Consider the following 19,201-nt stretch of genomic DNA (forward strand, 5'->3'; position numbering starts at 1 on the left):
AAAGGACCCGAGGCAAATGGAATCTACTCTGAGTGAAGGCGAAGTCGCCCAGTTGCGCGCGTCGGCATCCAAGGCCTGTGCCTTGCTCAAGGCCCTGGCCAATGAGGATCGCCTGTTGATCCTGTGCCAACTGACCCAGGGCGAACGCAACGTCGGCGAGCTGGAAACCATGACCGGCGTACGCCAGCCCACGCTGTCACAGCAGTTGGGCATCCTGCGTGACGAAGGGCTGGTCGCCACCCGTCGCGAAGGCAAGTACATCTTCTACGGGCTGGCCAGCCACGAAGTGATCCAAGTGATGAAGACACTGTCCGGCCTTTACTGCGGCGCGGTGATAAAAAGCTGGGCGTGACGCCATACGGCAGCGACCCTTGTGTGCATTGACGATAAAAGGCAATAGACCATGACCGACCAACACTGGGGGCCAACCATCAGTGGCGATATCGTCGTCATCGGCGGCGGTTCGGCAGGCATCGGCCTGCTGGCCAGCCTGCTCAAGCGCGACCCCGACCTCAACATCACCCTTATCGAACCCTGCGACCAGCACTGCTACCAGCCGGCCTGGACCCTGGTCGGCGGCGGTGCCTACGACCTGGAAAAGACCCGACGCCCCCTGGCCGACGTGCTGCCCAATGGCGTCACCTGGGTGCAGGCCGCCGTCACCGAACTGTTGCCGGACGAGCGCGCCCTGGTGCTCGACAGCGGCCAGCGGGTGACCTGGAACCACCTGATCGTCTGCCCCGGCCTGCGCCTGGCCTGGGAGAAAGTCGAGGGCCTGGAAGACACGTTGGGCCGCAACGGCGTCACGTCCAACTACAGCTATGAGCACGCGGCGTATACCTGGCAGCTGGTGCAGCAGTTGAAGCGCGGCAAGGCGATCTTTACCCAGCCGGCCATGCCGATCAAATGTGCGGGTGCACCGCAAAAGGCCATGTACCTGTCCTGCGATCACTGGCTCAGGCACGGTGACCTCAAGCACATCGACGTCGAATTCAACCTGGCCGGCGCGGCACTGTTCGGCGTGGCGACTTTTGTGCCACCGCTGATGAAGTACGTGGAGAAGTACAACGCGCGCCTGGCGTTCAACGCCAACCTGGCCAAGGTCGACGGCCCGGCGCGCAAGGCCTGGTTCGAGGTGAAGGATGCCGAGGGCAACGTCACCGTCGAGGAAAAATCCTTCGACCTGCTGCACGTGGTACCGCCGCAAGTCGCGCCGGATTTCATCCGCCACAGCCCGTTGGCCGACGCCGCCGGCTGGTGCGAGGTGAACCCCCACAGCCTGCAACACCTGCGCTACCCGCACATCTTCGGCCTGGGCGATGTGTGCGGTACCCCCAACGCCAAGACCGCCGCCGCCGTGCGCAAGCAAATCGTGGTGGTCGCCGAAAACCTGCTGGCCCTGCGCAAACAGGCGCCGCTGCCGCTCAAGTACGACGGCTATGGTTCGTGCCCGCTGACGGTGGAGAAGGGCAAGGTGGTGCTGGCCGAGTTCGGCTACGGCGGCAAGCTGCTGCCGACCTTTCCCCTCGACCCGACCCGGGCACGCCGTTCGATGTGGTTTCTCAAGGCGACGTTGCTGCCGTGGTTCTACTGGAACGGCATGCTCAAGGGCCGCGAGTGGCTGACCCGTCTGAGCAAGGTGGACTGAATGCTGCTGGCGAGCGTTTTAGGCGTGTTGATGGGCCTGGTCATGGGCCTGACCGGCGCGGGCGGCGGCATCCTCGGGGTGCCGGCGCTGGTGCTGGGGCTGGGCTTGACCATGACCCAGGCCGCGCCGGTGTCGTTGCTTGCGGTGGGGGCGGCAGCGGCCGTCGGGGCGATTGACGGGTTACGTCACGGCCTGGTGCGTTACCGCGCCGCGCTGTTGATCGCCTTGCTCGGCGCGCTGTTTTCGCCGGTCGGGGTGTTTCTCGCCCACCAGTTGCCGGAGCCGGCGCTGATGGGCCTGTTCAGTGCCTTGATGGTGCTGGTGGCCTGGCGCATGTTGCAGCGCGAAAAGCTCGAGGCCGGGCCGAGTGACCATGGCGCGGCGTCCTGGGGCCAGAAGAACTGCATGCTCAACCAGCAGACCGGGCGCCTGGCCTGGACCGCCAAATGCAGCGCCACCCTGGCCGCACTGGGCGCGGTAACGGGGGCAGTCTCGGGGTTGCTCGGGGTGGGCGGCGGCTTTTTGATCGTGCCGGCGTTCAAGCAACTCACCGACGTGCAGATGCGTGGCATCGTCGCCACGTCGCTGATGGTGATCAGCCTGATTTCGCTGATCGGCGTGGCTGGCGCGTTCCATGCCGGTGTGCGCATCGAACCCGTGGGCTGGGTGTTTATCGCGGCGAGCATCGTCGGCATGCTGATCGGCCGGCGCCTGTGTTCGGTGATCCCCGCCCGCACCTTGCAGGTGGGGTTTGCCAGCCTGTGTGTGGTGGTTGCAGCTGGAATGCTTGTGAACGCTTTGCTGTGAATTTGAAATGCCGTCCAACAGTTGAATCTCCCTTGTTTTTGAGCGATTCATCCCATCGCATCCCCCCACCCAGTACCCAAGTAGCATAGGTCCCGTCCCCCGCCCTTCGTACACTCATGCTTCAGAGGGGGAGGCAACGATGCACAACAGTGAAGGCGTAGTCAGTGCCATGTCCCAGGCCACCGATGCCGGGCAGGCCGCCGAGGAGTTGGCGCGGCAACTGTTGCATCCGTACCTGGGCTTCGTGCTGTTTTTCTGCTCGGCGTCCTACGACCTGCAGGCCCTGGGCCGCGCCCTGCAGGAGTGTTTCGGCAACGTGCGCGTGGTGGGCTGCACCAGCGCCGGCGAGATCACGCCCCAGGGCTATGGGCGCAATTGCATTACGGCGATGGGCTTCAACCATGCGCACTTTTCCATCGCCACGGAACTGATCGACCAGGTGGAACACTTCAGCCTGATCGACGCCCAGCAGATGGTCGAACGTCTGGTCGGCGGTTGCCGCAGCAATACCCTGGCACCGATCAAGGGCAACACCTTCGCCCTGACCCTGCTCGATGGCCTGTCCAGCCGCGAAGAAGTGGTGCTCGCCGCCCTCAGCGCGGCGCTCGGCGACATTCCGCATTTCGGCGGTTCGGCCGGCGACGACAACTTCCTCACCCACACCCATGTGTACTTCAACGGCGCCTTCCACAGCGGCGCGGCGGTGGTGGTGCTGGTCAATACCTGGCTGGACTTCGAGGTGTTCACCACCCACCACATCCTGCCGCGCAGTGAAAAGCTGGTGGTGACCGGCGCCGACAGCCCGTCACGCCGGGTTTTCGAGCTCAACGCCGAACCCGCCGCCGAAGAGTACGCGCGGCATATCGGCGTGGCCGTGGCCGACCTCGACCACCGCGTCTTCGCGGCGCACCCGCTGGCGGTGCGCATCCATGACCAGTACTACGTGCGCGCGATCCAACAAGTGCACGACGACCTGAGCCTGAGTTTCTACTGCGCGGTGGAAAACGGCATCGTCCTCACCGTGATGAAACCCGGGCCGATCCTGCCAAACCTGCAAACCCTGTTCGACGGCCTGCAAGCGCGTCTTGGCGACCTGCTGTTGACCATCGGCTGCGACTGCTTCCTGCGCCGCCTGGAGTTGGAAGACTCAGACAATCTGGAACAGATCGGCGGCTTCCTGCGCGACCAGCGGGTGATGGGTTTCAACACCTACGGAGAACAGTTCAATGGCATGCATATCAACCAGACCTTCACCGGGGTCGCCATTGCCCGAGGCCGGCGCTGAACTGCTCGCCCAGGTTGCCCAGCTGCAGCAGGACAACCACAAGCTGGCACGGATCAACGCGGCGCTGATCGAGCGCATCGAGTCCGGCATGGCCCAGGGCAATAACCCCTACACCACCTTCCAGCATTCGGTGGTGCTGGCCGAGCAGGTGCGCGAACGCACCGACGCGCTGAACCAGGCGATGGCCGAACTCAAGGCCAGCAACCACTTGCTGATCAACGCCCGGCTGCGCGCCGAAACCCTGCGCGGCGAACAGGCGGCGGCGCAAAAGGCCCAGGAAAGCGAACGCTGGATTCGCCTGATCACCGATAACGTCCCGGCCCTGATCGGCTACCTGAATGCCGACCTGGTCTATGAGTTCACCAACAAAGTCTATGAAGAATGGTATTGCTGGCCGCGCGGCATGATGCTCGGCCAGAGCCTGCGCGAAGTCCACAGCGAACAGCATTGCCAGCGCCTGGACGCCTACGTCGCCCGCGCCCTGGCCGGGGAGAGCGTGACCTTCGAGTTCGCCGAGACCAATATCAATAACCAGGAGCGCTACATGCTGCGCTCCTATGTGCCGAATATGCTGGCCAGCGGCGAAGTGGTGGGGATCTTCGTGCTGATCCGCGACATCACCGAACGCCGCCGCACCGCCGAAGCCCTGCACCAGGCCTATCAGCACCTGGAGCAGCGCGTGGCCCAGCGCACCTCGGAGCTCACCGCGCTTAACGACCAGTTGTTGCAGGAGATCGACGAGCGCCGGCGCATGGAGGCGCGCCTGCGCGAAGCCAAGCTCGAGGCCGAGCAGGCCAACCTGTCGAAAACCAAATTCCTCGCCGCTGTCAGCCATGACCTGCTGCAACCTTTGAATGCGGCGCGCCTGTTCACCAGCGCACTGCTGGAGCGGCCCAGCGAAACCCTGGTGCGCAACGTGAGCAATTCCCTGGAAGACGTGGAAAACCTGCTGGGCACCCTGGTGGATATTTCCAAGCTGGATGCCGGGGTGATCAAGGCCGACATCGCGCCGTTTGCCCTGAGTGAACTGCTGGATAACCTGGCCGCCGAGTACACCGAATTGGCCCGCAGCGAGGGCCTGGAATTGCATTTTGTCGGTTGTTCGGCGCTGGTGCGCAGCGATATTCAGTTGCTGGCGCGGATTCTGCGCAACCTGCTGAGCAATGCGCTTCGCTACACCTACAAGGGGCGGGTGGTACTGGGCTGTCGCCGCCAGCATCAGCGTTTGTCGATCCAGGTGTGGGACAGCGGCATGGGCATCGCCGAGGAGCGGTTGGAGGAGATTTTCCAGGAATTCAAGCGCGGCGATGTGCAGCGGCCCGACCAGGACCGTGGGCTGGGCCTGGGGCTGGCGATCGTGGAAAAGATCGCCGGGATCCTGGGGCATCGCATCAGCGTCAAATCCTGGCCGGGCAAGGGCTCGATGTTCTCGGTGGAGGTGCCGTTGAGCGCCACGGCGCCCAAGTCTCTGCCGATCCTGGCCATGAGCGAACCGATGCTCGAACGCCTGCAAGGCGCGCGGGTGTGGGTGCTGGATAACGACGCGGCGATCTGCGCGGGCATGCGCACCTTGCTCGAAGGCTGGGGCTGCCAGGTGATCACCGCGTTGTCCGAGCAGGACCTGGCGCGCCAGGTGGACAACTACCATGCCGAAGCCGACTTGCTGATCGCCGACTACCACCTCGACGACGACCAGAACGGCGTCGACGCCGTCGCCCGCATCAATGGACGCCGCGGCCGCGCGATACCGGCGCTGATGATCACCGCCAACTACAGCAATGAACTCAAGCTGCAAATTCGCGAGTTGGGGCACACGCTGATGCACAAGCCGGTGCGGCCGATGAAACTCAAGACCGCCATGAGCCACCTGCTCGGAAAATGAACGGCGAAATACCCACAAGTGGAGATCAAAATGTGGGAGGGGGCTTGCTCCCGATAGCGGTGGGTCAGTCGACATCATAACTGACTGATACACCGCCATCGGGGGCAAGCCCCCTCCCACCTTTGATTTGTGTTGTGTCTGGAAGATTGGCGGCGCTGATGCTCAAGACTGCCATGAGCCACCTGCTCGGCCGGCCCTGACAAACAGAGAACCAATGTGGGAGGGGGCTTGCCCCCGATAGCGGTGGTTCAGTCAAGTAGATGCCGACTGCTCCACTGCCATCGGGAGCAAGCCCCTCCCACATTTTATTTGTGTTGTGTCAGATGGGTCAGCGGCGCAGGTACGAGCCGAAATCGATATCCCCGGCACTGAGGATCGCCTGCACCCGGTTATGTACATTCAACTTGCGCAGGATCGCCGACACATGGGCCTTCACCGTGGTCTCGGCAATCTCCAGGGTGTAGGCGATCTGCTTGTTCGACTCGCCCTTGGTCATGCGCTCCAGCACCAGCAACTGCTTGCGCGTCAGGGCTTGCAGCAGTTCGGGGGCGAAGCCGGGATTTTCGTTGAGGCGTCGGTGGGTGCCGGGTTTCTGGGTGCGGATGATGTCCGGCGGCAGGTACACGTTGCCGTTGAGAATCTGCTGGATCGCCTCGGTCATTTGCAGGCGCGGCGAGGATTTGGTGATAAAGCCCACGGCGCCGTAGGTGATGGCTTGCAGCACGACCTGCTTGTCCTGCTCGGCCGAGACGATCACCACCGGAATGGTCGGCGCCTCGTTGCGCAGGTTGATCAGGCCATTGAGGCCATGCATGCCGGGCATGTTCAGGTCGAGCAGGATCAGGTCGAGGTCGTCGTGTTCCTGGGTCAATGCCAGGGCGCTGTCGAGGTCGGCGGTTTCCATCACTTCGCTGCCGGGGAAGCCGTCGCTGATGACGTTATGGATCGCTTCGCGAAACAGTGGGTGATCGTCGGCAATCAGGATTTTGTACATGGCCGTTCACCTTTCTTATTGTGAGGTTTGAAATGGCTCGGGTTGGGCGACCGTCACCGGCAGCTTCGCCGCTTCCCAGGCATCCAGGCCGTCGCGATACCAGTACACAGAGGTATAGCCGAGGTTGGCGGCACGTTTTACCGCGTTCCAACTCAGCCAGCAATCGGAGCGGCAATAGAAGACCAACGGTCGCTTGAGGTCGCCGCCGCTGTAGGCATACAAGTGGCGTACGAAATAGCTTTGCCACTCCGGCGTCAGGTCGCCGTCGCCGGTATTGGCCAGCCAGTGGCTGCCGGGCAGGTTGGCGTGGGGCTGGTCTTCGATGAAGCGGCCTTGCAGCCATTGGCGGCGGTACACGTCGATCAGCACCGGTGCCGGGCTTTGATTGAGCAGGGTTTGCAGGGCCGCGGTGTCGACGATCGTGGCGCCTGGCAGGTGGTCGGGCGTGGGGCTGCGGTACAGGCTGATGCGGTAGCCCTCGGCGGAAAACAGTGGGGTGTCGGCCTGGACGTGGGCGACGAACAGGCACAACAGCGCCAATAGAGGCAGTCGGGCAGGCAGCATGGCAGGGCAATCCTTATCGTTATGCGCGCATTACACGTGAGTCCCGAGCCCTTGGGAATGCGACGATAGACAGGAAAACCAGTACCAAAGTAGTAGTTTTGCCGCCTTCAGCCCTTTTTGCGCAACGCCGCATGCTGGGGATTGAAGGTCAGCACCGCCAACACCGCGAACAGCACGGTCAAGCCCAGGCACACCGCCAGGGCCAGGCCGGCGAAGCGTTGGTACAGGGCAAAGCGCACCAACTCCACGGCGTGGGTAAACGGGTTGACCGCGCACAGCCAGTACAGCCATTCGCTGGAGTCGCGCATCTTCCACAGCGGGTACAGCGCCGATGACAGGAAAAACAGCGGGAAGATCACGAAGTTCATCACCCCGGCAAAGTTCTCCAGTTGGCGGATCGCGTTCGACAGCAGCAAGCCCAGGGCACTCAACATCAAGGCCACCAGCAGCAACGCCGGCAGGGCGACGACCAGCCCCATGGCCGGCGGTTGCACGCCGTACACCCAGGCGATCGCCAGGAACCCATACACCTGCAACAGCGAAATCAGCGCGGTGGCCAACAGCTTGCTGCACAGCAAAAACGTGCGCGGCAGCGGGCTGGTCAGCAGCACGCGCATGCTGCCCATCTCGCGGTCGTAGACCATCGACAGCGAGCCCTGCATGCCGTTGAACAGCAGGATCATGCAGGCCAGCCCCGGGACGATGTACACCTCGTAGGGGATATAGGTGTTGTAGGGCTCGATCACCGAGATGCCCAACGCGGCGCGGAACCCGGCGGCGAATACCAGCAGCCACAGCAAGGGGCGCACCAGCGCACTGAGAAACCGCGTGCGCTGCAACACAAAGCGCAGCCACTCGCGCAGCACGATGCCGCGCAGGCATTGCCAGTAAGCGTTCATGCCGCCGCTCCCGTCGTGGTGGGGCGGGTCAAGCGCGCGAACACGCTGCCCAGGTCGCCGCCTTGTTGCGCGATCAAGGCATCGACTTGCCCACTGGCCACCAGGCGGCCCTGGTGCAGGATCATCAAGGCATCGTCGGCCTGTACTTCGTCGAGCAGGTGAGTGGTCCACAGCACGCTGATGCCGTGTTCGCAGCACAGGCTGCGCACGTGCTGGTTCAGCGCCAGGCGGCTGGCGGGGTCGAGGCCGACGCTGGCCTCATCCAATAGCAGCAGGCGCGGCTCATGCAGCAATGCGCGGGCGATTTCAACGCGGCGGCGGTGCCCGCCGTTGAGCTCGCGGACTTTTTCCCGGCGCCGTTCGGTGAGGGCCTGGCGGGCCAGTTCGGCGGCGACGCGCAGGTCGGTCTGGCGCCGCGACAAACCATGCAACGCAGCGTGGTAGCGCAGGTTCTGTTCCACGCTCAAGTCCAGGTCCAGGGTGCTTTGCTGGAACACCACACCCAGTTGTGTAAGGGCCGCACGCGGCGCCTCACGCAGGGAATGACCGCCCACGCGAATGTCGCCGCTTTGCAGGTCATACAGCCGCGTGAGCAGGGCGATCAAGGTGGATTTGCCGGCGCCATTGGGCCCCAGCAGCGCCGCAAAGCGCCCTGGTGCCAGGCTGAAACTCACCTCGCACAAGGCCTGCCGTGCGCCATAGGCGAAGCTCAGCTCGCGCACTTCCAGGGCGTTCATGGCGTGACCACCACGCCCCACGGATAACGCCCGACCTTCACCGACTTGATCACCTTTAGGCTGTCCACATCGATCACCGACACATCACCGCTCACGCCATTGGTGGCCAGCAACTGTTTCTCGTCCGGGGTAAATGCCATCTGCCACACGCGGCGGCCCACCAACAGGTAGTCGAGGACCTCGAAGGTCTTGGCGTCGATCACCGCCACATGGTTGGCCGGGCCGAGGGCGACAAAGCCGTACTTGCCGTCGGCGCTGAGCTTGATGCCGACCGGCTGGACTTTGTCCGGGTGCACGCCCTTGATCTTGAAGGTCAGGGTCTTGAGGATCGCGCGGCTGGCCACGTCGAGGATGGTCACGGTGCCGCCGATTTCCGCCGAGGCCCACAGCTGCGAGCCATCGTGGTTGAACTCGACGAAGCGCGGGCGCTGGTCCACCAGGGTGCTGTCGGCCAGGGTCTGGGTGCTGGTGTCGATCCAGTGCAGCATGTTGGTGGTTTCGCTGGTGTTCACCGCCCACTTGCCATCCGGGCTCACGGCCATGCCTTCGGGTTCGACGCCGACGTTGATCTGGCCGAGCACCTTGGAGGTCTCGGTGTCGATCACGGTGACCAGCGCATCGTCTTCGTTGGACACGTACAGCCAGCGGTTATTGGGGTGCAGGGCAAACTGCTCGGGGTCTTTGCCGGAGGGCAGTTCCTTGATGATCCTGCGCGTGGCCACGTCCATCACCTGCACGCGGTCCGAGTCGCTGGCGCAGATGTACAGCAGCTTGTTGTCATGGGACAGCAGCAAGCCTCGCGGACGCTGGCCGACCTTGAGGGTGTCGGTGACTTGCAGGGTCTGCATGTCGATCAGGCTCAGGCTGTTGTCTTTCTCGTTGGAGACCCAGGCGGTACTGGCCACGGCGTGCCCGGCGGCGAGCAGCAGGGCGCATGGGAGCAGGGTGCGGCGCATGGCGGATTCCTTATTATGGTGGGTAGGTGATCAAGGGAAGCGGCAGGTCACCTCGGGTTTGTCATAGCCCAGGCTGTCCATTTCGTTGGTGGGGTGCAGGAAACCGTCCTGGGGCGAGGTGCTGACCAGCGCGCGGGGCTGCACGATGGGAATCGGCTGGCGCAGTTGGCCGTTCCAGGGGCGGTAACTGAGCTTGCGGCCCTTGAACCCGTCCAGGGGCAGTTGCTCGCTGATGTCCAGTTGGCGGATCGCCATGGGCTCGACCTGGCGCAACTTGCTCACTGCACTGGCGACGCTGCGCACGGCCATCCAGGCGGCGAAGTCGCGGTCGTTCATCCAGCGCCCGGCCAGGGCCTCGAAGCGTTTCTGCAATTGGGCGGCGCCGTAGGTCTCGACGGTTTTGTGCCAGCCGGTGGGCGTCAGGCCCTGGGTGCCGGCGACGGGGCGCGGGTACCAGGTCTGGTAGGGCACGTACTCGCCGAAGTCGCCGCGCTCGTCGGCCACCAGCACCACGTCGTATTCGGCGGTCTGGGTGAACAGCGGCATATCCGCCTGGGCGCTGCGGCGTTGGTCGTTATCGAAACGCCAGGCCTTTTCCGCCACCAGCTGCACGCCGAAGCGTTTGGCGGCGCGCCGCAGGGCGGCGGCGTAGGCCTGGTCATCCTCGGTGGGGCCGACGATCAGCAGCGCTTTCTGCCATTTGCGCACGACCAGGAACTGCGCCAGGGCATCGGCGAGCATCGCGCGGCTGGGCAGGGTATGCAGCACGTTGCCCAGGCAGTCGCTGCTGCGCAGGCGGTCATCCGGGCTGCCGGCATTGAACAGCAGGCTGTCCGGCAGGGCTGCGCTGAGTTGGCGCAGGCTGGCGGCGGGTGCGTTGATCACGAACAGGCGCAGGCCCTGGGCATGCTGGGCCTGGGCGGCGGCGAGCAGCGCGTCCGGAGTGTCCACCGTGGCGCTGGTCAGGCTGTAGCGCTGGTTGAGAAAGGCGCCGGTGCTGTTGCTGTCGATGATCGCCAGTTCAGCGCCACGCCGCCCGGCATCGGCGGGCTCGGCAATCACATTCGACAGCAGCGGCCCCGGATCGGGCCGATAACCCAGGTAGCCGATCTGCACCTGCAAGGGCGCTTCGGCGGCCTGGCCGGTGGCGGCCCAGGCGATCGCCAGCAGGCAGATCACGGCGTAGGGGGCGAGCTGGCGCATAGGGCACTCCATGACAGGTAGCGCCAGCATAGGAACCCTGAACGTCGCTGCAAATATGCAGAAAGTAGCGCTGGGGCAGTACCAAGGTAGTAGCCCCGGGCGCGCCGTGGGGTTTTAGCATGGAGCACCACGGGCTCTATCCACAGGAGTGACACCAGCATGCGCGTCTTGTCGGCCTTGTGGCGCATCAACCTATGGGTGTGCGGCTTCTTCATCCTGGTGGCCTGCGCCTGCACCGCGCTGTTGCTGCACCAGGCCCTGGCCGATGTGGAGCGCGAGCTGCAATCGGCCGAAGCGGTGGTGCACTACCTGAGCGAAACCGCCGCGCGCGATCCGGCCAGCCTGCAACCCCACCTCACCGCGAGTTTGCGCCATGTGCGTGTGCACTGGCTGGCGAGCGGCGACACCGTGCAAGCGCCGGACGCGGACGGGCTGGACGCCTGGCTCGGGCGCCTGTTGTTTGCCGAGGCGCGGCGCAGTGCCCAGGTGCTGGACTTGCCGGACGGCCGGCGTGTGTCCATCGCTGTCGACCCACGGGATGAAATCGACGAGGTCTGGGACTCCCTGCAACAACTGCTGGGCCTGTGCGCACTGGCTCTGGCCCTGAGCCTGTTGACCATCCGCTGGGCGGTGCGCCGGGGCATGGGCGTGCTGGATGAATTGCTGCGCGCACTGCAACAGGTGTGCGCCGGCCAGCTCAATGTGCGCCTGCGCAGCCAAGGCGCGCCGGAAGCACGCCAACTGGCGCTGCACTTCAACCGCATGACCGACGCCCTGGAGCAGGCGCGCACCGATAACACCCGGCTTACCCAGACCCTGCTGGCGGTGCAGGAGCAGGAGCGCACCCACCTGGCCCAGACCCTGCACGATGACCTCGGCCAATACCTGGCCGGCATTCGCGCCCAGGCCTGCCTGTTGCGCCTGGCCACCGACCAGCCGCACCTGCTGGCGCCCACGGTGGCGCAACTCGAGGATCACTGCGAGCACTTGCAGCAAGGCTTCCGGGCACTGGTCCACGACCTTTATCCGGTGGCCCTGCAACACATGCCGATGGCCGAGGCGTTTGCGCTGCTGGTCACCCAGTGGCAGGCCAGCCATGGCATTCCCTGCCACCTGCAGGTCAGCACCGACCTGCCGCTGTTGCCCGGCGCCAGCAAGACTCATCTGTACCGCCTGCTCCAGGAAGCCCTGACCAACATCCTGCGGCATGCCGACGCCAGCCAGGTGCACGTGCGCCTGCAACATCGCGGTTCGCGCCTGCGCCTGTGGGTGCGTGATAACGGTCGCGGTGCAGACACGCCCCAGCGGCCCGGCGTGGGCCTGTATTCAATGGCCGAACGCGCCCGTTGCCTGGGCGGCGAATTGAAGATCATCAGCCAGCCCGGCGCCGGCTGGGCGTTGGCGTTGAACATGCCGTTGGAGGCCTCATGAATATTCTGTTGGTGGATGACCACGCGGTGGTACGCCAAGGCTATGCCAGCCTGTTGCGTGCGCTGCTGCCGGCCGTTGAAGTGCGCGAGGCGGCCAGTGGCGAAGAGGCGTTGAGCCGGGTCCAGGAAGCGCTGCCGCACCTGGTGATCATGGACTTCGGCCTGCCGGGCATCAGCGGCCTGGAAACCACCCGGCGCCTGCGCCAGCGCCTGCCGCACCTGCGCGTGCTGTTTTTCAGCATGCACGACGAGTTGCCCCTGGTGCGCCAGGCCCTGGAGGCGGGCGCCTCGGGCTACCTGACCAAAACCTCGGCACCCGAGGTGTTGATCGAAGCGGTGCGGCGCATCCTCGACGGTCACGCCTACATCGAACAGGCCCTGGCCACTGAACTGGCCTATACGCCCGGTGATCAACGTTTGCAGGGCATGACCCCGCGCGAGCTGGAAATCTTCCTGATGCTGGCCAGGGGCACGCCGACCCGAGCGATTGCCGACCAGCTGAATATCAGCAGCAAGACCGTGTCCAATCACCTGACCTTGCTCAAGAGCAAATTGCAGGTGAGTTCCCATGCCGAACTGGTGCACCTGGGGCTCGACATGGGCGTGGTGCGGGTGGTTGGATAACAGCGTATGCGCGGGGGGCTAGCGATCCCAGGTGGTGGGGCAGTCGATGCAGCCTTCCATATTGGCATCCTGGAAGTTCGCGTAGTGCTGGCGGCTGCCGGTGAGGGTGGCCTGTTCCAGGTTGCTCTCGCCGAACTTGGCTTCCTGCAGGTTGGCATCGCTGAGGTCGGCCCCTTGCAGGTCGGCCTTGCTCAACCAGGTCATTTCCAGGTCGGCCGCACGCAGGTTGGCCTTGTGCATTTTTGCCCCGGACAACCGCGCAAATTGCAGGTAGGCCGCGCTGAGGTTGGCGTTTTCGAACTGCGCACCTTGGGCGAACAGGCCCCAACCCTGGATCGCCATCAGCGTGGCGCCTCTGAAGTCGGCCAGGCGCAGGTTGGCCTGTTGCAGGCTGGCGCGGGTCAGGTTGGCGCCTTGCAGTCGGGCTTTTTCCAGGTTGGCCAGGTCGAGGTTGGCATGGCGCAGATCCGCCTCGCGCAGGTCGGCGCCGGCCAGGTTCATCTTGCTCAAGTCCTGGTTGCGCAGGTTGGCGCCCTTGAGGTTGGCGCCGGGGCATTGGCTGTGTGCGGCGATGGTGCAGCCGTTGATGATCAGCGGCGCATCGTCGCCGTCGTCGGCGTGGGCCACGGGCAGGCAGAGCAGGAGTAACAAGGGCAGGTAGTTCATCGTACGACCTCTGGGGATCCTGTGGTGAGCGGGCTTGTTGTGGTGAGCGGGCTTGCCCCGCGCTCGGCTGCGCAGCAGTCGTAAACCCTGAGCGCACGGAGGTGCTGGAGGAATGCCGGGGCCGCTTCGCAGCCCTGCGCGGGGCAAGCCCGCTCACCACAAGGGAAGAAGCCGCCTGCTGCAAAAAGCGGCCCGGCATTCTCGCGGAGGTTATTTTTGCGCGGTCTTCTGATCCCAGCTCGGGATCTTGAACACCCAGAACGACCCGCCTTGTGCCACCGGCTTGGTCAGCTCGGCCATGTCGCCGCCCCACAATGGCACCGCGCCGCCGTAGCCGACGGTGACGCCGACATACTGCTCGCCATCCTGCTCCCAGGTGATCGGCGGCGAAACGATGCCGCTGCCGGTCTGGAACTTCCACAGCTCCTTGCCGGTTTTCGCGTCGAAGGCCTTGAAGAAACCGTCGCCGGTACCGGTAAACACCAGGTTGCCCTTGGTCGCCAGCACGCCGGCCCACAGCGGCAAGGCTTCCTTGTGCTCCCACACCACCTTGCCGGTGGTCGGGTTCATTGCGCGCAGGGTGCCGACGTGGTCGTCATACATGCGCTTGATGCGAAAACCCATCCCCAGGTACGCCGAGCCTTTCTTGTAGTTGACCTCTTCGGTCCAGTATTCCTCTTTCCACTGGTTGCCCGGGATGTAGAACAGGCCGGTGTCCTGGCTGTAGGCCATGGGGTTCCAGTTCTTGCCCCCCAGGAACGGCGGCGAGACTTCCACCGGTTTGCCTTTGGTTTCACCCGGCAAGGGTTTGGCCGGACGCTGGCCTTCGTTCTCCACCGGACGCCCGGTCTTCAGGTCGATATGGCTGGCCCAGGTGATGTTGTCGACGAACGGGAAGGCGTTCTGCAGCTTGCCGTTGTTACGGTCCACCACATAGAAAAAGCCGTTGCGGTCGGCGTGGCCGGTGGCCTTGACTACCTTGCCGTCCTTGTCCTTGTAGTCGAACAGCACCAGCTCGTTGTTGCCGGAGAAGTCCCAGGCATCGTTCGGGGTGTGCTGGTAGAACCACTTCACTTCGCCGGTGCTCGGGTCGACGCCGACCTGGCCGGAGGTGTAGAGGCTGTCGAAGTCGTGGGGGTTGCCGTCCTTGGCGGTGCGCGCCCAGGTGTTCCACGGGCCGGGGTTGCCGGCACCGACGATGATCGTGTTGGTCTCGGCATCGAAGCTCGCGCTCTGCCAAGGAGCGCCGCCGCCGTGGCTCCAGGCCTCGACCTTGCCGGTTGCGGTGGTCGGGTCATCCGGCCACGAAGGCGCCTTGACGTCGCCGGTGGTGGTGCTGTCCTTGCCGTTGAGGCGGCCCATATGGCCTTCCACGAACGGGCGCATCCACACTTCTTCCCCGGTATCCGGGTCGCGGGCAAACAGCTGGCCGACCACGCCGAATTCATCGCCGGAGCTGCCGTGGATCAGCAGCACTTTGCCGCTGACCTTGTCTTTGATCAGCACCGGGGCGCCGGTCATGGTGTAGCCCGCGGCGTGATCGCCGAACTTCTTGTTCCACACCACTTTGCCGGTGTGCTTGTCGAGGGCGATCAGGCGTGCGTCGAGGGTGCCGAAGTAGATCTTGTCGCCGAAGATCGCCGCACCGCGGTTGACCACGTCGCAGCACGGGCGAATGTTGTCGGGCAGGCGGTGGTTGTAGGTCCACAGGCGCTTGCCGGTCTTGGCGTCGAGGGCGAACACCCGGGAATAGGAGCCGGTGACGTAGACCACGCCGTCGCTGACGATGGCCTGGGACTCCTGGCCACGTTGCTTCTCATCGCCGAACGAGTAGGACCAGGCCGGGGTGAGCTTGAACACGTTCTTGTCGTTGACCTGGGCCAGCGGGCTCCAGCGCTGGGCGTTGGTGCCCATGCCGTATTGCAGCACGTCCTGGGTGGTCAGGTGGTCGTTGGCGATGTCTTCCCAGGTGACATTGTGCGTCGGCTTGGCGGGTTCGGCGGCGGCAAACGTTGCCGCACTGAGGGACAGGCTGCCCACCAGCACGAAGGCTTGCACGGCAAGGCTTAAAGGTGAGCGGGCGGGTAGCGATCTTATTGTCATGGTTGCAGTTCCCAGTGGAGGTTTTGGCCTGCACAGGGTGGAACGCCGGGGCGCCGGGCGGATACGGAAAAACTCCCGCTGTGGCCGGGAAGACTTCCCGAGGCGCCGCTGTTTTAGGCGTGCCCCACAAGCCCTACTACCAAGGGAGGAGAGGGCGGCCACCAAAGCAGCATACGGCCCATGCCCCGGGGTTTCTAAGATGGTTGCCATAGCCTCTGCAATGAGGTTTTGCGTGCAATCCTGAGGGCAAAAATAATGACAACAAAACACAATGCCTTGCTCGTCGCCGGGCTGTTGGTCGGTGTGATCGCCGGGGGCTCCGCCTGGGCCCATGGCAACGTGGTCCCGCAAGCGGTGGAAACCAAGGGCCTGACCTCGATCAAGGACGCCGGCGTGCCGGTCAACGAAGACGGCTGGGCGGCGGTCAATCCGTACCGCACCTCGCCTGAACACGACCGCGCCGTGGAAATCGGCTCGTCCGCCTACAACCAGAACTGCGCCGCCTGCCACGGCCTGGAAGCCAAGTCCGGCGGCATCGCCCCCGACCTGCGCATGCTCGATGTGGGCGAAGCCGGTGATGAGTGGTTCGTCGAGCGCGTACGCCATGGCGCGGTGCGTGACGGCCGCGTGTACATGCCGAAAATGGCCGACTACCTGAGCCAGGAAGCCTTGTGGGCCGTGCGCACCTACCTGGACAGCGTGCACGTCGAGGAGTAAGCCATGCGCCTGTTCGCTTATGTGCTTGGCCTGGCCCTGCTGTGTTGCCAGCCGGCACAGGCGCAGGTGCGCAGCTATGACCAGATGATCGCCGCCGGCGAAATCAACGTGGCGGTGTACAAGGATTTTGCCCCCTACAGCTTCAAGGACGGCGCCACCGCGCGCGGGGTCGACGTGGAACTGGCCCAGGCCCTGGCCACGGCGCTGGGGGTACGGCTCACGTTGATCTGGGCGCCGGCCGGCGAGAAGCTCGACGACGACCTGCGCGACTACATCTGGCGCGGCAGTCCGTTGCACAACCAGCAACTGGCCGACCTGATGATGCGCGCGCCCTACGACCGCGATTACGCGCAAAAGCGCAACGACCAGGGCGAACTGGAAAACGGCCATGTGGTGATGTTCGGGCCGTACCAGAACGAACAATGGCAGGTGGCCTACGATCGTCGGCGCCTGGACACGGTCGCCAGCGTGGCGGTGTTCGAGCAGCACCCGATTGGCGTCGAAGTCGACAGTGTGCCGTCGTTCTACCTCACCTCGGTGTTCAACGGCATGCTCGCCGCCAGGACCCATCACTACCCCGACGTCCCCCAGGCCTTTGCGGCGATGAAAGCCGGTGAGGTCGATGCGGTGATGGCGATGCGCGGCGAAGTCGATTGGCAGGTGCATGAAGCCCACGACCCGCAACTGGCCCTCGCCGAAAACGCCTACCCGAACATGGGCAAGCAACGCTGGGAGATCGGCATGGCAGTGCACGAGAGCAATCGCCAGTTGGCCTACGCGGTGGAAGAGGCGCTGGAAGGCCTGATCCGCGACGGCGCGGTGCAAGCCATCTATGCCCGTTACGGCCTGCAGTACGAAGTGCCCGAGATGTATCAATAGGAGCAGGGGATGAACTGGCGACTGAGCTGCATCCTGGCCTGCTGGCTGCCGCTGGCGGCGCACGCCGTGGAGGTCGACCCGGTGCCGTCGGTGATGTGGGACTTCTATCACAAGCAGTTCCTGGCGCAGGCGCCGTTCGTGTTCGACGACCGAGTCAAGCTGCTCGCGCCGCCGTTCGCCGAAGATGCGCGTCAGGTGCCCCTGGAAATCGACGCCCGCGCCTTCAACGGCCATGTGGTGAAGATCCTGGCCTGGGCCGAGCTCAACCCATTGCCGAAAATCGTCGACTTCCAGCCCAAGGCCGGGGTGCTGCCATGGCTGTCGCTGCGGATTCGTATCGAGCAGGCCACCCCGTTGCGGGCGGCGGTGCTCACCGATGACGGCCTGTGGCACGTGGGCTCGACCCTGATCGACGCGGCCGGTGGCGGCTGCACCGCGCCCAGCGTGGTACGCACCCAGCCGGGCTGGGAAGAGCACATCGGCGAAGTGCTCGGCGGCCGTTACCCGCGTGGCGAGTTCAGCCGCGTGCGTGTGCAGGTGGCGCACCCGATGGACAACGGCATGGTCAGCGGCATCCCCGAGTTTTTTATCAACCATGCGCAACTGCGCGGCCAGGACGGCCAGGTGCTGGCTGACCTTGAGCTGTTCCCGGCGGTCAGCGAAAACCCCAACCTGGCCTTTGATATCGCCGCGCCGGGGGCCACCCGCCTGGTGCTGCGCGACAACAGCGGCAATGAGTTCGACGCGGCCATCCCCTGACCAGAAGGAGCGCGGCATGCGCTGGATTCTATTGTTATGCCTGGGCCTGAGCCTGCCCGCCCTGGCGGACCTCGACTACGCCCTTGCGCCCCGGCTGATCGCCGACGACACCTGGCTGCTCGAAGGCAGTACCGACAATTTTGCCAAGGCCAACGGCGGCAATATCGTCAACACCGCCTTCATCGTCACCGAGGCCGGTGTGGTGGTGATCGATACCGGACCGTCGCGGCGCTACGGCGAAGCCATGCGCGAGGCCATCGCCCGTGTCACCCCCAAGCCGGTGATCCAGGTACTGATTACCCATCATCACCCCGACCATGCGCTGGGCAACCAGGCCTTCAAGGACGTGCCCATCGGCGCCCTGGCCGAGACCACGCGGCTGCTGCACGAGCAGGGCGACGGCATGGCGGAAAACCTCTACCGCATGGTCGGCGACTGGATGCGCGGCACCGAGGTGGTGTTGCCCACCCAGGTGCTGCAGCCCGGTGTGCTGAGCGTGGGCCGCCATGACCTGCGCCTGCTCGCGCTCAGCGGCCACACCGGCGCCGACCTGGCGATCTTCGACCAGGGCACCGGCGTGTTGTTCGCCGGCGACCTGGTGTTTTACCAGCGCGCCCTCACCACCCCCAACAGCCCGGGGCTGGCGGTGTGGCTGGCGGACCTCGGCACCCTGCAAGCCTTGCCCTGGACCCTGATCGTGCCCGGCCATGGCCCGGTGGCCAGCGACGCGCAACCCTTTACGCAGATGCGCGACTACCTGACCTGGCTCGATCAACTGCTGCGTGACGGGGCCGCCCAGGGCAGCGACATGGCCGAGATGATCCGCAGCCCCATCCCCGCACGCTTCGCCGCGATCAGCCTGAGCCGCTATGAGTTGATCCGCAGCGTCAGCCACCTGTACCCGCGGTACGAGCGCGAACAGATGCAACGCGTGGATTCGCCGCGCTGACCCGCTACTAAGGAACTAGCAAACTCGATACTGCGGTCAATTGTGACAACGGCCCCTGCGCCCAAGAATCTGCACCAGACCGGGAAAATTTCCCGGGTA

The 19,201-nt window shown here is 64.7% G+C and carries 19 protein-coding genes; 11 read left to right on the forward strand and 8 right to left on the reverse strand.

The genetic code is table 11. The features are described 5' to 3' along the window. Nucleotides 1-16: 16 nt before the first annotated feature. From B9N88_RS22365 to B9N88_RS22385, 5 genes are all read left to right on the forward strand, one after another. On the forward strand, nt 17-352 hold the full coding sequence (locus B9N88_RS22365) for an ArsR/SmtB family transcription factor (protein WP_017527038.1): 336 nt from the start codon (nt 17-19) through the stop codon (nt 350-352). Between the two features lie 51 nt (nt 353-403). Beyond that, entirely contained in the window at nt 404-1,648 is a 1,245-nt protein-coding gene (locus tag B9N88_RS22370) for an NAD(P)/FAD-dependent oxidoreductase (protein ID WP_027606192.1), read from the forward strand. Then, nucleotides 1,649-2,455 carry a sulfite exporter TauE/SafE family protein gene (locus B9N88_RS22375; RefSeq protein ID WP_027606193.1) on the forward strand — a complete coding sequence of 269 codons (807 nt, stop codon included), beginning with the start codon at nt 1,649-1,651 and terminating at the stop codon, nt 2,453-2,455. 139 nt (nt 2,456-2,594) lie between these two features. Beyond that, nucleotides 2,595-3,740 (forward strand): nitric oxide-sensing protein NosP, encoded by a 1,146-nt coding sequence (gene nosP, locus B9N88_RS22380; protein ID WP_027606194.1) that lies wholly within the window; start codon nt 2,595-2,597, stop codon nt 3,738-3,740. Continuing rightward, nucleotides 3,682-5,622: a PAS domain-containing hybrid sensor histidine kinase/response regulator gene (locus B9N88_RS22385; protein ID WP_051429362.1), complete on the forward strand. Its 1,941-nt coding sequence runs from the start codon at nt 3,682-3,684 to the stop codon at nt 5,620-5,622. The genes nosP and B9N88_RS22385 overlap by 59 nt, the downstream gene beginning before the upstream one ends. A gap of 328 nt (nt 5,623-5,950) precedes the next feature. On the opposite strand, the gene B9N88_RS22390 is transcribed toward B9N88_RS22385, so the two are convergent. From B9N88_RS22390 to B9N88_RS22415, 6 genes are all read right to left on the reverse strand, one after another. Further along, on the reverse strand, nt 5,951-6,616 hold the full coding sequence (locus tag B9N88_RS22390) for a response regulator transcription factor (RefSeq protein WP_010209341.1): 666 nt from the start codon (nt 6,614-6,616) through the stop codon (nt 5,951-5,953). A gap of 15 nt (nt 6,617-6,631) precedes the next feature. Continuing rightward, nucleotides 6,632-7,180 (reverse strand): PQQ-dependent catabolism-associated CXXCW motif protein, encoded by a 549-nt coding sequence (locus B9N88_RS22395; RefSeq protein WP_027606196.1) that lies wholly within the window; start codon nt 7,178-7,180, stop codon nt 6,632-6,634. Between the two features lie 107 nt (nt 7,181-7,287). Then, nucleotides 7,288-8,079: an ABC transporter permease gene (locus tag B9N88_RS22400; protein ID WP_027606197.1), complete on the reverse strand. Its 792-nt coding sequence runs from the start codon at nt 8,077-8,079 to the stop codon at nt 7,288-7,290. Beyond that, nucleotides 8,076-8,816 (reverse strand): ABC transporter ATP-binding protein, encoded by a 741-nt coding sequence (locus B9N88_RS22405; RefSeq protein WP_027606198.1) that lies wholly within the window; start codon nt 8,814-8,816, stop codon nt 8,076-8,078. Before B9N88_RS22405 ends, B9N88_RS22400 begins: the two co-directional genes overlap by 4 nt. Next, on the reverse strand, nt 8,813-9,772 hold the full coding sequence (locus B9N88_RS22410; protein ID WP_027606199.1) for a YVTN family beta-propeller repeat protein: 960 nt from the start codon (nt 9,770-9,772) through the stop codon (nt 8,813-8,815). The genes B9N88_RS22405 and B9N88_RS22410 overlap by 4 nt, the downstream gene beginning before the upstream one ends. 30 nt (nt 9,773-9,802) lie before the next feature. Next, nucleotides 9,803-10,975: an ABC transporter substrate-binding protein gene (locus B9N88_RS22415; RefSeq protein WP_027606200.1), complete on the reverse strand. Its 1,173-nt coding sequence runs from the start codon at nt 10,973-10,975 to the stop codon at nt 9,803-9,805. Between the two features lie 168 nt (nt 10,976-11,143). Here B9N88_RS22415 and B9N88_RS22420 point away from each other — a divergent pair, with 168 nt between their 5' ends. Together B9N88_RS22420 and B9N88_RS22425 are read left to right on the forward strand one after the other, a co-directional pair. Continuing rightward, nucleotides 11,144-12,406, forward strand: coding sequence for a sensor histidine kinase (locus B9N88_RS22420; protein ID WP_027606201.1), 1,263 nt, complete (start codon nt 11,144-11,146; stop codon nt 12,404-12,406). Then, nucleotides 12,403-13,029, forward strand: coding sequence for a response regulator transcription factor (locus B9N88_RS22425; RefSeq protein ID WP_027606202.1), 627 nt, complete (start codon nt 12,403-12,405; stop codon nt 13,027-13,029). The genes B9N88_RS22420 and B9N88_RS22425 overlap by 4 nt, the downstream gene beginning before the upstream one ends. 18 nt (nt 13,030-13,047) lie before the next feature. Here B9N88_RS22425 and B9N88_RS22430 read toward each other — a convergent pair whose 3' ends face one another. Both B9N88_RS22430 and exaA read right to left on the reverse strand, forming a co-directional pair. Next, nucleotides 13,048-13,695 (reverse strand): pentapeptide repeat-containing protein, encoded by a 648-nt coding sequence (locus B9N88_RS22430; protein WP_027606203.1) that lies wholly within the window; start codon nt 13,693-13,695, stop codon nt 13,048-13,050. 210 nt (nt 13,696-13,905) lie between these two features. Then, on the reverse strand, nt 13,906-15,798 hold the full coding sequence (gene exaA, locus B9N88_RS22435; protein WP_074847229.1) for a quinoprotein ethanol dehydrogenase: 1,893 nt from the start codon (nt 15,796-15,798) through the stop codon (nt 13,906-13,908). A 255-nt stretch (nt 15,799-16,053) separates the two neighbouring features. On the opposite strand from exaA, the gene pedF reads away from it, so the two are divergent. Genes pedF through B9N88_RS22455 form a run of 4 tightly spaced genes read left to right on the forward strand, consistent with a single transcriptional unit; the run spans nt 16,054 to nt 19,102 of the window. Continuing rightward, nucleotides 16,054-16,515, forward strand: coding sequence for a cytochrome c-550 PedF (gene pedF / locus B9N88_RS22440; RefSeq protein ID WP_027606205.1), 462 nt, complete (start codon nt 16,054-16,056; stop codon nt 16,513-16,515). A 3-nt stretch (nt 16,516-16,518) separates the two neighbouring features. Continuing rightward, on the forward strand, nt 16,519-17,394 hold the full coding sequence (locus B9N88_RS22445; RefSeq protein WP_027606206.1) for a substrate-binding periplasmic protein: 876 nt from the start codon (nt 16,519-16,521) through the stop codon (nt 17,392-17,394). A 9-nt stretch (nt 17,395-17,403) separates the two neighbouring features. Further along, nucleotides 17,404-18,153: a quinoprotein dehydrogenase-associated SoxYZ-like carrier gene (locus B9N88_RS22450; protein WP_027606207.1), complete on the forward strand. Its 750-nt coding sequence runs from the start codon at nt 17,404-17,406 to the stop codon at nt 18,151-18,153. A gap of 16 nt (nt 18,154-18,169) precedes the next feature. After that, a complete protein-coding gene (locus B9N88_RS22455) occupies nt 18,170-19,102 on the forward strand; it encodes a quinoprotein relay system zinc metallohydrolase 1 (RefSeq protein ID WP_027606208.1) in 933 nt (310 codons plus the stop codon). Nucleotides 19,103-19,201 lie beyond the last annotated feature (99 nt).

The organism is Pseudomonas sp. LAMO17WK12:I1, from assembly GCF_900177315.1.
Classification (GTDB): Bacteria; Pseudomonadota; Gammaproteobacteria; order Pseudomonadales; family Pseudomonadaceae; genus Aquipseudomonas; species Aquipseudomonas marginalis.

Excerpts from the sequence above, each read along its gene's own strand:
- B9N88_RS22400 (WP_027606197.1), bottom strand. The coding sequence starts at position 8,079 with ATGAACGCTTACTGGCAATGCCTGCGCGGCATCGTGCTGCGCGAGTGG.
- B9N88_RS22415 (WP_027606200.1), bottom strand. The coding sequence starts at position 10,975 with ATGCGCCAGCTCGCCCCCTACGCCGTGATCTGCCTGCTGGCGATCGCC.
- B9N88_RS22445 (WP_027606206.1), top strand. The coding sequence starts at position 16,519 with ATGCGCCTGTTCGCTTATGTGCTTGGCCTGGCCCTGCTGTGTTGCCAG.
- B9N88_RS22450 (WP_027606207.1), top strand. The coding sequence starts at position 17,404 with ATGAACTGGCGACTGAGCTGCATCCTGGCCTGCTGGCTGCCGCTGGCG.
- B9N88_RS22365 (WP_017527038.1), top strand. The coding sequence starts at position 17 with ATGGAATCTACTCTGAGTGAAGGCGAAGTCGCCCAGTTGCGCGCGTCG.
- B9N88_RS22430 (WP_027606203.1), bottom strand. The coding sequence starts at position 13,695 with ATGAACTACCTGCCCTTGTTACTCCTGCTCTGCCTGCCCGTGGCCCAC.
- nosP (WP_027606194.1), top strand. The coding sequence starts at position 2,595 with ATGCACAACAGTGAAGGCGTAGTCAGTGCCATGTCCCAGGCCACCGAT.
- B9N88_RS22455 (WP_027606208.1), top strand. The coding sequence starts at position 18,170 with ATGCGCTGGATTCTATTGTTATGCCTGGGCCTGAGCCTGCCCGCCCTG.
- B9N88_RS22375 (WP_027606193.1), top strand. The coding sequence starts at position 1,649 with ATGCTGCTGGCGAGCGTTTTAGGCGTGTTGATGGGCCTGGTCATGGGC.
- B9N88_RS22395 (WP_027606196.1), bottom strand. The coding sequence starts at position 7,180 with ATGCTGCCTGCCCGACTGCCTCTATTGGCGCTGTTGTGCCTGTTCGTC.
- B9N88_RS22390 (WP_010209341.1), bottom strand. The coding sequence starts at position 6,616 with ATGTACAAAATCCTGATTGCCGACGATCACCCACTGTTTCGCGAAGCG.
- B9N88_RS22370 (WP_027606192.1), top strand. The coding sequence starts at position 404 with ATGACCGACCAACACTGGGGGCCAACCATCAGTGGCGATATCGTCGTC.
- exaA (WP_074847229.1), bottom strand. The coding sequence starts at position 15,798 with ATGACAATAAGATCGCTACCCGCCCGCTCACCTTTAAGCCTTGCCGTG.
- B9N88_RS22410 (WP_027606199.1), bottom strand. The coding sequence starts at position 9,772 with ATGCGCCGCACCCTGCTCCCATGCGCCCTGCTGCTCGCCGCCGGGCAC.
- pedF (WP_027606205.1), top strand. The coding sequence starts at position 16,054 with ATGACAACAAAACACAATGCCTTGCTCGTCGCCGGGCTGTTGGTCGGT.
- B9N88_RS22425 (WP_027606202.1), top strand. The coding sequence starts at position 12,403 with ATGAATATTCTGTTGGTGGATGACCACGCGGTGGTACGCCAAGGCTAT.
- B9N88_RS22385 (WP_051429362.1), top strand. The coding sequence starts at position 3,682 with ATGGCATGCATATCAACCAGACCTTCACCGGGGTCGCCATTGCCCGAG.
- B9N88_RS22405 (WP_027606198.1), bottom strand. The coding sequence starts at position 8,816 with ATGAACGCCCTGGAAGTGCGCGAGCTGAGCTTCGCCTATGGCGCACGG.